This is a genomic window from Nocardioides daeguensis (assembly GCF_019192965.1).
Taxonomy (GTDB): domain Bacteria; phylum Actinomycetota; class Actinomycetes; order Propionibacteriales; family Nocardioidaceae; genus Nocardioides; species Nocardioides daeguensis.
This window is the reverse complement of the sequence record NZ_JAHTKU010000012.1, coordinates 75191-90237: the sequence shown is the minus strand read 5'-3', so window position 1 is coordinate 90237 and position 15047 is coordinate 75191. Positions and strand designations below refer to the sequence as shown.

At 73.1% G+C, this 15047-nt stretch carries 14 protein-coding genes; 4 read left to right on the top strand and 10 right to left on the bottom strand.

Going from position 1 to position 15047, the window contains the following annotated elements:
- Positions 1-54 precede the first annotated feature (54 nt).
- Genes KU893_RS11305 through KU893_RS11295 form a run of 3 tightly spaced genes read right to left on the bottom strand, consistent with a single transcriptional unit; the run spans position 55 to position 3886 of the window.
- Complete coding sequence (locus KU893_RS11305; protein ID WP_218234464.1) at positions 55-1509, bottom strand: aldehyde dehydrogenase; 1455 nt, start codon at positions 1507-1509, stop codon at positions 55-57.
- A gap of 26 nt (positions 1510-1535) precedes the next feature.
- Positions 1536-2735: an Rv3169 family protein gene (locus tag KU893_RS11300; protein WP_218234463.1), complete on the bottom strand. Its 1200-nt coding sequence runs from the start codon at positions 2733-2735 to the stop codon at positions 1536-1538.
- A complete protein-coding gene (locus tag KU893_RS11295) occupies positions 2732-3886 on the bottom strand; it encodes a phosphotransferase family protein (protein WP_218234462.1) in 1155 nt (384 codons plus the stop codon). Before KU893_RS11295 ends, KU893_RS11300 begins: the two co-directional genes overlap by 4 nt.
- A gap of 88 nt (positions 3887-3974) precedes the next feature.
- On the opposite strand from KU893_RS11295, the gene KU893_RS11290 reads away from it, so the two are divergent.
- Positions 3975-4565, top strand: a complete 591-nt coding sequence (locus tag KU893_RS11290) for a TetR-like C-terminal domain-containing protein (RefSeq protein WP_218234461.1) — start codon at positions 3975-3977, stop codon at positions 4563-4565.
- 115 nt (positions 4566-4680) lie between these two features.
- On the opposite strand, the gene KU893_RS11285 is transcribed toward KU893_RS11290, so the two are convergent.
- The 4 genes from KU893_RS11285 to guaB form a co-directional block, all read right to left on the bottom strand.
- Positions 4681-5388, bottom strand: coding sequence for a carbon-nitrogen hydrolase family protein (locus KU893_RS11285; protein ID WP_218234460.1), 708 nt, complete (start codon positions 5386-5388; stop codon positions 4681-4683).
- 13 nt (positions 5389-5401) lie between these two features.
- The gene (locus KU893_RS11280) at positions 5402-6508 is read right to left on the bottom strand and encodes a GuaB3 family IMP dehydrogenase-related protein (protein ID WP_218234459.1); all 1107 of its coding nucleotides are present in this window, start codon (positions 6506-6508) and stop codon (positions 5402-5404) included.
- Between the two features lie 24 nt (positions 6509-6532).
- Positions 6533-6904 (bottom strand): hypothetical protein, encoded by a 372-nt coding sequence (locus KU893_RS11275; protein WP_218234458.1) that lies wholly within the window; start codon positions 6902-6904, stop codon positions 6533-6535.
- A 72-nt stretch (positions 6905-6976) separates the two neighbouring features.
- Positions 6977-8476, bottom strand: a complete 1500-nt coding sequence (gene guaB / locus KU893_RS11270; RefSeq protein WP_218234457.1) for an IMP dehydrogenase — start codon at positions 8474-8476, stop codon at positions 6977-6979.
- A gap of 59 nt (positions 8477-8535) precedes the next feature.
- Here guaB and zwf point away from each other — a divergent pair, with 59 nt between their 5' ends.
- The gene (gene zwf / locus KU893_RS11265) at positions 8536-10038 is read left to right on the top strand and encodes a glucose-6-phosphate dehydrogenase (protein WP_218234456.1); all 1503 of its coding nucleotides are present in this window, start codon (positions 8536-8538) and stop codon (positions 10036-10038) included.
- On the opposite strand, the gene KU893_RS11260 is transcribed toward zwf, so the two are convergent.
- The 3 genes from KU893_RS11260 to KU893_RS11250 all read right to left on the bottom strand — a co-directional run bounded on the left by KU893_RS11260 (position 10001) and on the right by KU893_RS11250 (position 12959).
- Entirely contained in the window at positions 10001-11008 is a 1008-nt protein-coding gene (locus tag KU893_RS11260; RefSeq protein WP_218234455.1) for a cytochrome d ubiquinol oxidase subunit II, read from the bottom strand. The genes zwf and KU893_RS11260 overlap by 38 nt on opposite strands.
- Positions 11005-12408: a cytochrome ubiquinol oxidase subunit I gene (locus KU893_RS11255; protein ID WP_257441594.1), complete on the bottom strand. Its 1404-nt coding sequence runs from the start codon at positions 12406-12408 to the stop codon at positions 11005-11007. Before KU893_RS11255 ends, KU893_RS11260 begins: the two co-directional genes overlap by 4 nt.
- 86 nt (positions 12409-12494) lie before the next feature.
- On the bottom strand, positions 12495-12959 hold the full coding sequence (locus tag KU893_RS11250) for a hypothetical protein (protein ID WP_218234454.1): 465 nt from the start codon (positions 12957-12959) through the stop codon (positions 12495-12497).
- A gap of 80 nt (positions 12960-13039) precedes the next feature.
- On the opposite strand from KU893_RS11250, the gene KU893_RS11245 reads away from it, so the two are divergent.
- Positions 13040-13750, top strand: a complete 711-nt coding sequence (locus KU893_RS11245) for a response regulator transcription factor (RefSeq protein ID WP_218234453.1) — start codon at positions 13040-13042, stop codon at positions 13748-13750.
- Positions 13751-15043, top strand: a complete 1293-nt coding sequence (locus tag KU893_RS11240) for a HAMP domain-containing sensor histidine kinase (protein WP_218234452.1) — start codon at positions 13751-13753, stop codon at positions 15041-15043.
- Positions 15044-15047 lie beyond the last annotated feature (4 nt).

The window sequence follows — 15047 nt, the reverse complement described above, 5'->3', positions numbered from 1 at the left end:
GAGCGGGTCGCGGGAGGCCTGCGGGCCGCTTCCCGGCGCGGACGGAGAGATCCCCTACATCGGCGGCGCCGACAGGTACACCGACTTCGCCTCGGTGTACTGCGCCAGCCCCTCCGGACCGAACTCCCGCCCCAGGCCGGATGCCTTGAAGCCGCCGAACGGAGCGGCGAAGTCCATCGTGTAGGTGTTGATCCCGTAGGTGCCGGTGCGCACCCCGCGGGCCACCTCGAGGCCGGCCTCCTGGTCGGCGGTCCACACGGTGCCGGCCAGGCCGTACTCGGAGTCGTTGGCGATCCGGACGGCGTCGGCGACGTCGTCGTACGGGATGACGGAGAGGACCGGGCCGAAGATCTCCTCCTGGGCGATCCGCATCTTGTTGTCGACGCCCGCGAAGACGGTCGGGCGGACGTACCAGCCGTGGTCGAGCCCGTCGGGGCGGCCCTCGCCGCCGGTGAGCAGCTGGGCGCCCTCCTCCTGGCCGATCCGGATGTACGACGCCACCCGCTCCTGCTGGCGCCGGGCGACCATCGGGCCGATCTCGGTGGCCGGGTCGAGCGGGTCGCCGACCACCATGGCGCCGATCGCCGTCGCGAGCGCCGCGGCGAAAGCGTCGTGCCGCTCCCGGCTGACCAGGACCCGGGTCTGCGCGACGCAGGCCTGGCCGGAGTTCATCACGCCGAGGAACTTCAGGCCCTCGATGGCGGTCGCCTCGTCGGCGTCGTCGAGGATGATCGCGGCCGACTTGCCGCCGAGCTCGAGCGAGACCCGCTTGAGCTGCTCGCCGCAGATCGCGCCGATCTTGCGGCCCGCGGCGGTGGAGCCGGTGAAGGCGACCTTGTCGACGCCGGGGTGGCGCACCAGGTGCTCGCCGACCTCGCGGCCCCCGGCCACGATCGAGACCACGCCCTCGGGGACACCGGCCTCGACGAGCAGCTCGGCGAGGAGGTAGGCGTCGAGCGGGGTCTCCGGCGCCGGCTTCACGACGACGGTGCAGCCGGCCAGCAACGCCGGGACCACCTTCGACAGGATCGTGAACTGCGGGACGTTCCACGGCGGGATCGCCGCGACGACCCCGACCGGCTCATGGCGTACGACGACGTCGCTGCCGAGCGCCCCGGGCCGGGTCGCCTCCCACGGGAACTCCCGGGCGATGGCGAGGAAGGCCTCGATCTGCATCCACGGCGCCGGCGCCTGCGCGAGCGAGCTGAAGGAGATCGGCGAGCCCATCTCGGTGGAGATGATCCGCGCCATCTCGTCCAGCTTGGCGGCGTACAGGCCGGAGAGGTTCTGCACGACCTCGATCCGCTCGGCCGGGCTCATCCGCGGCCACGGCCCCTCGTCGAAGGCCGTGCGGGCCGCGGCGACCGCGGCGTCGATGTCGGCCGTCGATCCCTCCGGGACCCGCGCGACGACCTCCTCGGTGTGCGGCGAGACCACCTCCAGCACGGCGTCGGTGGCGGGCCTGGCCCAGGTGCCGCCGATGAAGAGGGCGTCGCGGTCGAGGGTCATGGGGGGTTCCTTTCGGGTGGTGCGGGTCAGGGAGCGAGGGTGAACCAGTCGGCGAAGCCGCTGGGGTCGTGCCGGCCGAGGGCACCGTGCTCGAACAGGCCCCACCCCTCGGAGCCCTCGGGTACGCCGGCCCCGGCGCCGTGCACGGTGGCCCGGCCGACGTGGTCGATGACGCCGAACATCACGCGCCCGGCGACGGCGGGGTCGGCCATGTCGTAGGTGAGCCGCTCGGTGAACGCGGGGCCCTTCCACATGCCGTGCGTCCAGTCCGGGTCGCCGCCGTAGCCGCCGCCGACGTGGATCGGCACGGGCAGCTTGGAGGCGACCTCGAGGACGAGCTCCTTGCCCTCGGGGGTGGTGCACACGATGGTCGCGCCGGTGGGGACCCGGGTGCCGGAGGTGTAGCGGACCTCGACCCGCGGCCAGCCGAGCTGCTCGACCCGGCCGTCCTTCCAGGTCCGGGTGCAGTCGTTGAGCGTCCGGAAGCCGTCGGGGGTCTCCTGGATGATGATCACGACGCAGAAGTCCTCGAAGCGCAGCGGCACATAGAGCCACCACATGCCCTCGAAGGCGGGGTCCGCGGGCTTGCCGGCGGGCGCGGCCTCGCCGACCGGCCGGATGCCCCAGGAGCGGTCGCGCGAGCCGACCCACCGCTCGGGGGTGACCTCGATGTCGGTGCCGTCGACGCTGAGCACGCCCTCCCAGGTGCCGACCTGGGCGAAGCGCTGCGCGTCGAGCGTCGTACCGCTGCCCTGGCGCATCACGTGCGGCAGCTCCTGGACGACCGGGAAGGAGCCCTCCCAGGTCAGGTCCATCGCGACGCCCTCGGTCTCCTCGAGGACCAGGCGCAGCTTGTGGAGCGGCTCGACGACCTCGATCCGGTAGTTGCCGACCTGCTGGGCCATCCGGTCGGCGCCGCGCGGGTCGGCGGCGTCGCTGAGGTGGAGGGCGGTCTGCTCGTCCCTGCCGTCGACGCTGCGGCGGAGCAGGACGAAGGCGTCCTTCGTGCCCAGGTTCGGGTAGAAGCCGAGGCCGGTGATCAAGAACAGGTCGCCGGTGCGGTCGTGGGCGTTGAGGTAGCAGCGGTCGTAGAAGTTGCGGTCGCTGCTGCCGGCCCACGCGACGGGCCGCGGGAGCTGGTGGATCGGGAACTCGTCGAGCGGGCCGAGGCCGTGGTACTCGCCGTGCAGGCCGTGGTCGGGCCCGGCGTTCGGGGTGGCGCTCATGCACCGACCTCCTCGAGGAGCCGCTCGAGGAGCGGACGGTGGTGGAAGACGGCCTCGGGGTCCTCGGGCCGCTCGATCTCGCCGAAGTGGATCTGGCGGGCGCTGGTGCGCAGGAACACGCAGCCCCAGTTGACGGCGGCGTGCAGCAGGTACCAGGTGAGGTCGCCGGTCTCGACGCCGCTCAGCTCGCGGTACGTCGCCACGACGTCGTCGGTCGCCAGGAACTCGGGCATGCCGGGCAGGCCGAGCATCGTGGCGATCTCCTGGAAGACCTGGTGGGCGAAGACCAGCCAGGCGAGGTCCATCTCGCGCGGACCGAGGGTGGCCATCTCCCAGTCGAGGACGGCGACCGGCTCGAAGTCGCGGTACATCATGTTGCCGATCCGCGCGTCCCCCCACACCAGCACCGGCGCGCCCTCCTCGGCGGGCAGGTTCGCCTCGAGCCAGGCCAGGCCGCGCTCGATGAGCGGTGAGCGCGGGCTCGCCTCGGCGGTGGTGATCGCGTACTCGTACCAGGCGCGGGTCTTGGCGAGGTTGCGCGCGAGCGCGGTCGGCCCTTCGTGGCCGGTGACCGCGGGGTCGAGGAAGCCGAAGGTGGAGGCGGCGTCGGGGATGCCGTGCAGCTTCGCGAGCACCTCGACGGTGCTGCGCTGCAGCTTCTCCTGCTGCTCGGGCGAGGCGTCGAAGAGCCAGTTGTCGCCGAACGGGTACGGCAGCACGTCGGGCGGTACCGCACCGTCGAGGCGGTCCATGAGGAAGAACGGCGTGCCGAGCACGTCGCCGGTCGGCTCGTTGAGGCCGACGGTCGGGACGGGTACGCCGGCGAGCTCGCCGGCGAGGCGCATCGCGTCGTACTGGTCGGTGAGGCGGTACTCCGCGAAGACGGGCAGGTCGTCGGCCGCAGGCGCCACGCGGGCGACGTACTCACGGGTGACGCGAGCGCCTTCCTCGGTGGTGGTGATCGCGAGCAGGACCGTCTCGCTCGACATGCCGTTGGTCTGCACCCCGTCGTGGATGCTCACCTCCGGCGCGGCGCCCTCGGGCAGCAGGCCGGTGAGCCACTCCTCGAGGCGGTCGTGGACCGCGCCCTGGTCACGGCTCGACCGCTGCAGGGTCATCTCGGCCATCTCTGCGGGCAACGACTCGCTCACGGGACCTCCTGCCTCCACGCTACTAGAACGTGTTCTATGTCACGACCCGCGTTACGGTACCGTCGGTATCGAAAGAGGGGAAGAGGTCATGGGGACGGAACCGCCCGCGGCCCGGGCGACCGGCCGGCCACGGGACCCGCGGATCGAGCAGGCGGCGCTCGAGGCGGTCCGCGCCCTGCTCGCCGAGGGCGGGTACGCCGCGGTGACCGGCACGGCCGTCGCCGCCCGGGCCGGGACGACGAAGGCGGCGCTCTACCGCCGCTGGACCGCCCTGCCCCACCTCGTCCACGAGGCCGCGTTCCCCAGCGAGCTGGCCCTCGACCTGCACCTCGGCGGGTCGCTGGAGGAGGACCTCGCCGGCATCGTCCGCGGCGCCCGCGACGCCCTCTGCTCGCCCGTCGGCACGGCCGCCCTGCCCGCCCTGCTGGCCGAGATCACTACCTGGCCCGACCTGCACGCCGCCATGCTGGAGCGCTTCGCCGGGGCGTTCCGGGCGATCGACGAGCGGCTCGCCGTCGCGGTGGCGGCCGGCGAGGCACATCCCGACGCCCGGGCCGACGACCTGATCCAGAGCGTCGTCGGGACGATCATCGCCGGGGTGCTGCTCACGCCCGGCCGGCTCGACGACGCCTGGACCGACCGGCTCACCGCGACGCTGGCGCGCGGCCTGCGCCCCTGACCCGGTTGACCTGCCGCATCCTCACCGTTGACCTGCCCCGACCTCACCGTCGAGCTGGCCGACGTGGCAGCTCGACCGAGGGGATGCGGCAACTCAACGGTGAGGATGGGGAAGCTCAACGGATCTCGGCGAGCGCGATGCCCTCCTCGTCACCGAGCCGCACCAGCGCCTCGGCGTTCGGCCCGTAGACGGCGGAGCCGCCGATGAAGGTCGACGTCCCGCAGCGCCCGGTCAGCCCGGCGACCACGACGTGCAGGCCGTGGTCGAGCGCGCGGGCGGCGTAGGTGACGTCGAGGCGGCGGGCGCCTCCGGGGAAGTAGGCGACCGAGGCGAGGTACGCCGACGCGCCGGCCGCCGCCACGGTCGCGGCGTGCTCGGGGACGCTGCCGTCGCGGCAGATCGAGAGCCCCAGCACCACGCCGTCGACGGTGATCGTCGCGGGGTGCTCACCGGGGACGAACCAGGTCGGCTCGTCGCCGTCGAGGTGCTGCTTGTCGTACGGCGCCGTGGTGGTGCCGTCGGGCTCGACGACCACGGACGCGAGGGTCCGGCCGTGGTCGCGGCGCAGGGCCGTCGAGCCGACCACCGTCGCGCCCGCCGCCGCGGCGGCCGCCCGCAGCGGGTCGAGCAAGGGCCCGGCGAGGTCGTTGGTCGTCGGCAGGTCGCTGCAGAACGCGCTGGCGTCGTACCCGGACAGGTGCGCCTCCGGGAGGACGACCCGGGCCCCGCGCTCGCCCGCCTCACGCACGAGGCGGGCGGCCGTCGCCACGTTGTGGGCCAGGTCGCCGGCGCGCGCCTCGCACTGGGCGGCGGCGACGATCATCAGCGGTCGCTCCTCAGTGGGCGACGACCTCGACCCGCTGGAACTCCTTGAGCTCGGTGTAGCCGGTCGTGGCCATCGAGCGCTTGAGGGCGCCGACCAGGTTCATGGTGCCGTCGGCGACCCGGGAGGGCCCGAACAGGATCTCCTCGATGGTGCCGACCTGGTCGAACTGCACGCGCTGACCGCGGGGCAGGTCGGCGTGGTGGGCCTCGGCGCCCCAGTGGAAGCCGCGGCCGGGCGCGTCGGTCGCGCGGGCGAACGGCGAGCCGACCATGACGGCGTCGGCGCCGCAGGCGATCGCCTTGGCCAGGTCGCCGGAGGTGCCGATCGAGCCGTCGGCGATGACGTGGACGTAGCGGCCGCCCGACTCGTCGAGGTAGTCGCGGCGGGCGGCGGCGACGTCGGCCACCGCGCTGGCCATCGGCACCGAGATGCCGAGCACGGTCCGGGTGGTGTGGGCGGCGCCGCCGCCGAACCCGACGAGAACGCCGGCCGCGCCCGTGCGCATGAGGTGGAGCGCGGCCTGGTGGGTCGCGCAGCCGCCGACGATGACGGGCACGTCGAGCTCGTAGATGAACTCCTTGAGGTTCAGCGGCTCGGCCTGGCTCGAGACGTGCTCGGCCGAGACGGTGGTCCCGCGGATGACGAACAGGTCGACGCCCGCGTCGGTCACGGTCTTCGCGAACTCCTTGGTGCGCTGCGGCGACAGTGAGCCCGCCACGGTCACGCCCGCCTCGCGCACCTCGCGCAGCCGCGCGGTGATCAGCTCGGCCTTGATCGGCTCGGTGTAGATCTCCTGCAGGCGGCGGGTGGCCTCGACCCCCTGCAGCCCGGCCACCTCGTCGATGAGGGGCTGCGGGTCGTCGTACCTGGTCCAGAGGCCCTCGAGGTTGAGCACGCCGAGGCCGCCGAACCGGCCGAAGTCGATCGCGGTCCTGGGCGACATGACCGAGTCCATCGGCGCCGCGAGGATCGGCAGCGAGAACCGGTAGGCGTCGATCTGCCAGTCGACGCTGACCTCCTCGGGGTCACGCGTGCGCCGCGACGGCACGATCGCGATGTCGTCGAAGGAGTACGCCGTCCGGGCCCGCTTGGCGCGGCCGATCTCGATGTCGCTCACCCGAGGAGGATATCGGTGACCGGCTCAGCGATCCTCGCGGCGGCCCCGGGAGCGCGGATCGAGCTCGTCGGCCTCCCGCAACCGGTGGGTCTGCTCGCCGCGCTCGCGGTCGAAGCGGTCCCGCTTCTGCTGGGCCAGCGCCTCGAGCCGGTCGGCCTCGGCCCGGGCCTGCTCCGACTCCGCCTCGAGCCGGCGCGCCTCGGCGTCGTGCTGACGCAACTGGCCCTCACGCTGCCGCGCCTCGGTGCGGATCTCCCGCGCCCGGTGGCGGTTGCGCTCACGCCGCTGCCGGGTCGCGACCATCACGAGCGCGGCGACCAGCACCAGCGCCACGATCACGTAGACGGCGATCCAGCCGGGGTCGCTCGCCTCACCGAACCACTTCTCGACATCCATCTCGGCTCCCTTCTCCGCTTCCGATGCAGTACCGCCGCACCGGCGCGTCATACCCAGGAGCAGAGAAGCGGGCTACCGGTGGTAGTTGGGCGCCTCGACGGTCATCTCGATGTCGTGCGGGTGGCTCTCCTTGAGGGAGGCCGAGGTGATCCGGATGAACCGGCCCTTGGCCTGCAGCTCGGGGACGGTCTGCGCGCCGACGTAGAACATCGACTGGGACAGGCCGCCGAGGAGCTGGTGGGCAACACCGGCGAGCGGGCCCTTGTAGGCGACGCGGCCCTCGATGCCCTCGGGGACGATCTTGTCGTCGCTGCTGACCTCGGCCTGGAAGTAGCGGTCCTTGGAGTAGGACTTCTTGCCGCGCGAGGACATCGCGCCCAGCGAGCCCATGCCGCGGTAGGCCTTGTACTGCTTGCCCTGGTGGAAGACGACCTCGCCGGGCGACTCCTCGCAGCCGGCGAGCATGGAGCCGATCATCACCGACTCGGCGCCGGCGACGATCGCCTTGGCGATGTCGCCGGACTGCTGCAGGCCACCGTCGGCGATGACGGGTACGCCGGCCGGCCCGGCGGCGAGGGAGGCCTCGTAGACCGCCGTGACCTGGGGGACGCCGCAGCCGGTGACGACGCGGGTGGTGCAGATGGAGCCGGGTCCGAAGCCGACCTTGACGGCGTCGGCGCCGGCGTCGACGAACGCCTGCGCACCCTCGCGGGTGGCGACGTTGCCGCCGATGACCTGGACGTGCTTGGTGGCCGGGTCGGACTTGAGCCGGCGGACCATGTCGAGCAGGAGGGTGACGTGGCCGTGGGCGGTGTCGGCGACGAGGACGTCGACGCCGGCCTCGATCAGGCCGGTCGCCCGCTCCCACGCGTCGCCGAAGTAGCCGATCGCGGCACCGACCAGGAGCCGGCCGTCGCCGTCCTTGGAGGCGAGCGGGAACTGCTCGGACTTCACGAAGTCCTTGACCGTGATCAGGCCACCGAGACGCCCCTCGGCGTCGACCAGCGGGAGCCGCTCACGCTTGTGCTTGCGCAGCAGTGTGGTGGCGTCGTCGCGGCTGATGCCGACGGCGCCGGTGACCAGCGGCATCGGGGTCATCACCTCGTCGACCTTGGTGGTGGCCCACTCCGCGACGGGGGTGAACCGAAGGTCGCGGTTGGTGCAGATGCCGAGCAGCCGGTTGTCGGCGTCGACGACGGGGAGGCCGGAGACGCGGTACTCACCGCAGATCCGGTCGAGCTCCTCGAGCGTCGCGTCGGGGCCGATGGTGACCGGGTTGGAGATGATGCCGGTCTGGGTCCGCTTGACCAGGTCGACCTGGTAGGCCTGCTCCTCGGCGGAGAGGTTGCGGTGGAGGATGCCGATGCCGCCCTGGCGGGCCATCGCGATCGCCATCCGCGACTCGGTCACGGTGTCCATCGCGGCGCTGACCAGCGGCGACCTGAGCGAGATCTCGCGGGTCAGCCTCGAGGTGGTGTCGATCTCGTCCGGCACCAGGTCGGAATGACCGGGCAGCAGCAGGACGTCGTCGTAGGTGAGACCGAGCGCGGCGAACTTGTCGGGGACCTCCACTGGACCAGTGTAGGGCGTGATCGGGGTCACCCCCTTGACGGGTTCGGGAGGCTGGGACCGTGGTTTCCGACCTCTCCCCGCACGTCCTGGTCCTCTTCGGCGCGACCGGCGACCTGGCCGCCCGCAAGCTGTTCCCCGGCCTGTACCGGCTGGCCGCCGCGGGCCGCCTGCCCGACCACGTCGAGGTGATCGGCAGCGGCCGCCACTCCCCCGGCAGCGACGAGGAGTTCCGCGGCCACGTGCGCGACGCGTTGGGCGAGTTCGTCGGCGCCGTCGACGAGTCGGTGGCGGGCCCGCTGCTCGATCGGGTCCGGTTCGTGCCCTCCTCCGCCGACGACGGTACGGCGCTGGCGCGGGCAGTGGCGGACGCCGAGGACCGGATCCTCGCCCGGTGCGGCTGCCTGCTGGGCGACGTGCGCCGGCTCCTCTACCTCTCGGTGCCGCCCAGCGCGGTCAAGGGCATGGTCGCGATGCTCGACCGCGAGGACCTCGTCGACCGCTCCCGGCTGGTCGCCGAGAAGCCGTTCGGCACCGACCTGGCCACCGCCCGCGAGCTGCACCAGGTGCTCTGCTCGGTGTTCGCCGAGGACCAGGTGTTCCGCATCGACCACTTCCTGGGCAAGGAGGCGGTGCAGAACATCCTCGCGCTGCGCTTCGCCAACGGCCTGTTCGAGCCGGCCTGGAACCGGCACAGCATCGAGTCGGTGCAGGTCGACGTACCGGAGAAGCTGACCGCCGAGGGGCGCGGCAGCTTCTACGAGGGCACCGGCTGCCTGCGCGACATGGTCACCACCCACCTCGCCCAGCTGCTCGGCTTCGTCGCCCTCGAGGACCCGCACGCGTTCCGGGCCTCCGCCATCCGCGCGGCCAAGGCGGCCACCTTCGCCGCCGTACGCCCGATCGACCCGGAGCGGGTGGTCTTCGGCCAGTACGACGGATACCGCGACGAGCCCGACGTCGCCGCCGACTCGCAGGTCGAGACCTTCGTCGCCGCCGAGGTGTGGATCGACAACGACCGCTGGCGCGACATCCCGTTCTACCTGCGCACCGGCAAGGCGCTGGCGGACGGGCGCCGCACCATCACGGTCCGCTTCCGCGACCCGCGGCACCGCTGGCTCAAGCCCGAGGGCGGCGGCACCCCGGCGCCCAACGAGCTGGTCATCGAGCTGGCCGACCAGCCGCGGATCGCGATCGACGTGCGCGCCAAGCGCCCCGGCCCCGACATGGCGCTGGTGGAGGGCGTCTTCCGCCTCGACCTCGTCGACGACGTGCCCGGCGCCGACCCGCTCGAGGCCTACGAGCGGCTGCTGCTCGACGTGATGCGCGGCGACCGGACCCTGTTCATCAGCTCCGACGAGGTCGACCGGATCTGGGAGATCTTCCAGCCGGTGCTCGACCGGCGCCCGCCCACGCAGCCCTACGCCGTCGGCTCCTGGGGCCCGGCGGACGCGCTCGACCTGCCGCTCGGCGGGTGGCGGCTGGGCGGCCACCCGGCCGCCCCGCAGCCCCGTCGGCGCGAGCCGCTCAGTGGTCGGGGCGGGACCACGCCTCCGACTGGGTGAGCCGGAACAGGTAGGCGAGCGGCGGGACGACGACCACGACCGCCAGCCCGACGGCGACGAGCAGTCCCTGCAGGGTGGCCGTGGCACCGGCCGCGTCGACGATGCTCACCTCGTCGACGAGCAGCCACGGGTACTGGCCGACGCCCCAGCCGGACACGACGGCGGCGACGGCGAGGACGGCGGTGATCCGCGCGACGGCGTACCTCCGGGTCCACAGCAGCGCCATCGTCGCCAGGCCGGCGAGGCCGGCGAGGACCACGAGCGGCGCGGCGCGGCCCTCGAGCCCGGCCGCGAGCGTGGGAGCGTCGTGGTCGATCGGGACGAGCGCGGCGAACACGATCGCGCCGGTGACGGCGCCGACGCCCAGGGCACGGACCCGCAGCTCGTCGGCGAGCCGGTCCTGGCCGCTGCGCCGGGCGTCGGCCACCAGGAAGGTGCCGGCGAGGAAGGCGCAGGTCCCGACTGCGATCACGCCGCCGAACAGCGAGGTCGGGTTGAGCCACGACGACCAGTGGTCGCCGGCGCCGTCGAGCGGCACCCGCCCCGAGGCGATGCCGCCGGCCACGGTGCCGAGGAAGAACGGCGTGATGATCGAGGAGGTGGCGAACACGATGCCGAACAGGCGGGCCTGGGCCAGCGTGGCGGCGTACTTGCGGAAGGCGAAGCTCGCGCCGCGCAGCACGATGCCGAGCAGGGCCAGGAGCAACGGCAGCACCAGCGTCGACATCGCGGCGGCGAAGGACTCGGGGAAGCCGGTCCACCAGATGACGAGGACGTAGATCAGCCAGACGTGGTTGGCCTCCCACACCGGGCCGATGCTGTGGTCGACGAGGGTCCGCAGCTCGGCGCCGCGCCGGCTGCTGCCGGCCGTGAGGTCGAAGAAGCCCGAGCCGAAGTCGGCCCCGCCGAGCACGGCGTAGGCGATGACGCCGACGAAGAGGGCTGCGGCGACCGCCAGCTCGAGGCTCATGCGCCCTCCCCCGCCGTCACCGCGGGGGCGTACGGACTCGGGAGGTCCGCGTCTCCGGCGCGCCAGCGGCGGGCCATCGACCGGAGCACGACGACCGCGCCGACCGTCATCGCGGTGTAGACCACGGTGCTGATGCCGAGCAGCCACCACAGGGCGGCGGTGTAGTCGCCCACCGCGTCGGTGGTGCGCAGGACGTCGTACACGATCCAGGGCTGGCGGCCGACCTCGGTGGCGATCCAGCCGGCCTCGAGCGCGATCACGGCGAGCGGTCCGGCGGCGGCCGCGAAGCGCAGGAACCAGCGCCTCTCCAACAGGTCTCGGCCGCGGCGGCGCTGGAACCAGAACCAGACGACGGCGGCCGCGAGCAGGGTGCCGATGCCGATCATGGTCTGGAAGGCCAGGTGGGTCAGGTTGACCGGCGGGTGGTCCTCCTCGGGGATCGCGTCGAGCCCGGGCACCGGCTTGTCGGGCGAGTTCATCGCGATCAGCGAGCCGAGGTAGGGGATGTCGATCGAGCCCTTGACCTCCCCGTCGACGAGGATCCCGCCGAGCCGCAGCGGCGAGGGGCTCTCGGTCGTCTCGGCCAGCTCGAAGGCCGCGAGCTTGGCGGGCTGCCGCTCGTCGAGGCCGAAGCCGAGGACGTGCCCGACGAACGGCTGGGTCACCGCGGCGATCGAGGCGAACACGAACGGGACCAGGAAGCCCAGCCGGTGGTGGGCGTCGCGGCGGCCGCGGAGCATGCCGACGGCGTACACGCCGGCGACCGAGAACCCGGTCAGCATGTAGGCGCCGACCCACATGTGGGCGAACTGGAGGAAGGCGTGCCGGTTGAACAGCACCGCCCAGGGCTGGACGTCGGTGACCTCGCCGTCGACGAGACGGAAACCGGTCGGGACGTTCATCCACGCGTTGACGGCGAGCACGCAGTAGGCGCCGATGATCCCGGTGATCGCCATCGGCAGCACCATCAGCACGTGCCGTCTGCCGGGCATCCGGCCCCAGCCGTAGAGGTAGATGCCCAGGAAGATCGCCTCGAGGAAGAACGCGAGGCCCTCGAACGCGAACGGCAGGCCGAGCACGTCGCCGTAGGTCCCCATCAGGCCGGGCCACAGCAGGCCCATCTCGAAGCTGAGCACGGTGCCCGAGACGGCGCCGATCGCGAACAGGACGGCGGACACCTTCGCCCAGCGCCGGGCGAGGCCCAGCGCGACCGGGTCGTCGCGACGGATGCCGCGCAGGTGCATCACGAAGATCATCGCGGGGAACGCGACCCCGAAGCAGGCCAGCACGATGTGCCAGCCGAGCGAGAGCGCCATCTGCTCGCGGGCGGGCAGCAGGCCGGGGGGCTCCACCTCGGTGACGAGGCGACTGAGGGCGGTGACGACGTCGGTGGTCAGCACGCCTCGAACGTAGCCCTTGTGAATGTGTTCACAAAGTCATCGGCGGTGTCGTGTCGCCCACACCGCCACCGTGGGAGCGGTGCCGGCTAGTCCTCGGCGTCGACCTGGTAGTGGGGCGTCCCGTCGACGCAGCGCGCGCGCACCCGGGTGTCGAGCACGGTCTCCTCGCCGCGCCCCTCGAACTCGACGTCGACCTCGCGCGGCCCGCGGCTCTTGACCTCCACGACGTAGCCGTCCGAGGAGGCAGCCGCGCCGGCCAGCGCGATCGTGCCGCCGGCGCAACGGGTGGTCACGACTCCGGCCGACCCGGTCCAGGTCCGGGTCACCTGGTCGGCGTCCCCCGAGGGAGCCGCGGTGGGCGTGGGGCGGGGCGAGGTCGACGGTGCCGGTCCCGCACTCGGAACCGTGCCACGCGGGATCGTCGAGCCCGCGACGTCGCGCCCGGCGTCCGACACGACCAGCCACACCAGCCACGACCCGAGCACGACGATGATCGCCCAGGCCACCAGGCCGAGTCCCAGCCGGCCCAGGCCGGTTCGCGAGAGCCTCACCCGCACTCCTCTCCCCCACGGTGGACCGGATCCGCCGAGCAGGCGACGTGGCTGACGTGGTTGACGCTAGCCTGCAAGGCGTGGCGAGCATCCTGGTGGTCGAGGACGACGACGCCATCCGCACGGCGGTGCACCGCGGGCTGAGGGCACGCGACTACGCCGTCGCCACCGTCGCGACCGGCCTGGCCGGCCTCGAGCACGTCCTGCGCGAGGGGCCCGACGTGGTGCTCCTCGACCTCGGGCTCCCCGACATCGACGGGCTCACCCTCATCTCGATGGTCCGCACGGCCAGCAACGTCCCGATCATCGTCATCACCGCCCGCGACGACGATCCCACGATGGTCCGGGCGCTGGACGCCGGAGCAGACGACTACGTCGTCAAGCCGTTCGGCACCGAGCAGGTCGCCGCCCGGATCCGAGCCGTCCTGCGGCGCGGCCGCCCGGGGTCCACGCCGACACCCGCGCTGAAGGTGGGCGGCCTGGTGGTCGACGAACGCAGCCGCACCGTGACGCTCGACGGGGAACCGGTCGAGCTCGCGCGCAAGGAGTTCGACCTGCTGCACCTGCTGGCCTCGAGGGCAGGCGAGGTCGTCTCGAAGCGGGAGCTGCTCGCCGAGGTCTGGCAACAGGCCTGGGGCGGTTCGGAGCGGACGGTCGACGTCCACCTCTCCTGGCTGCGACGCAAGCTGGGCGAGTCGGCCGCGTCCCCGCGCTACCTGCACAGCATCCGCGGCGTCGGCGTACGCCTGGCCCCTCCCGAGGAGCCCGCGGTCGCCGAGACGGGATCCTGAGTGCGCTCCCGGATCACCTGGCTGGTGCTGGCGACGACCTCCACCATCGTCGTGTCCTTCGTGGTCCCCTTGTGCCTCCTCGTGCGGACCCTCGCCGAGGACCGGGCGATGGCGGCCGCGGACCAGGAGGCCCGCAACGTCGCCATCGTGATGGCCGGCCTCGGCGACGACACACAGCTCGCCGGCCTGCTGGCCGGCCTCGACGACGGCGAGGACCCGACGACCACCGTGCTGACGGTGGACGGCCAGCAGCTCGGGCCGGGCCCGGCGATGACCGAGGACCCCGACGTCGCACGGGCGCTCGGCGGGGAGGCCTTCCGTGTGGTGCGCGACGGCGGAGGCACGGTCGTCCTGCCCGTCGTCGTGGGCGCCGGCACCGCGGTCGTGCGGACCTCCGTCGACGCGCGGACCCTGCACCAGGGCGTCCCCCGGGCGTGGACGGGGATCATCGGCCTCGGCGTGCTCCTGCTGCTGGTGGCCGCGGCCGTCGCCCGCAACCTGGGGCGTCGGATCAGCGAGCCGCTGCTCGAGGTCGCGGGCACCGCCCACCGGCTGCGCGAAGGTGCCCTCGAGGCGCGGGCACCGGTGCGCGGCACGGAGGAGACCCGCGAGCTCGCCCGGGCGCTCAACGGCCTCGCCGAGCGGACCACCGAGCTGCTCGCGTCCGAACGGGCCGTCGTCGGCGACCTGTCCCACCGCCTGCGCACCCCGGTGACCGCACTGCGCCTGGACGCCGAGGCGGTGGCCGACCCGGCCCTCTCCGACCGGCTCCAGGAGCACATCGGCGTCCTCCAGCGCACCATCGACAGCATCGTCCAGGAGGCCCGCCGCCCGGTGCGCGAGGACCTCGGCCCCCGCTGCGACGCCGCGGCGGTGGTGACCGAGCGCGTCGGGTTCTGGCGCGTCCTCGCCGAGGACCAGGACCGCACCCTCGAGGTCACGGTGCCCGCCGGCAACCTCGTCGTACCGCTGCCGGGAGAGGACCTGCGCGGGCTCGTGGACATCCTCGTGGACAACGTCTTCGCCCACACGCCCGACCGCACGCCGTTCGCCGTACGCCTGACCGCACGCCCCGGCGACGGTGGCGAGGTGGTGTCCCTCACCGTGGCGGACGAGGGGCCGGGGTTCCAGGGCACCAGCCGCCGGCCCCGTCGCTCGGGCACCACCGGGCTGGGCCTGGACATCGCCCGGCGCACGGCCGAGGCCGTCGGCGGCACCCTGCGCTGCCTGCCCGGGCCCGGCGGCGGAGCCCTGGTCGAGGTGCTGCTGCCCCGGCTCGACGAGCCGGCCTGAGCCG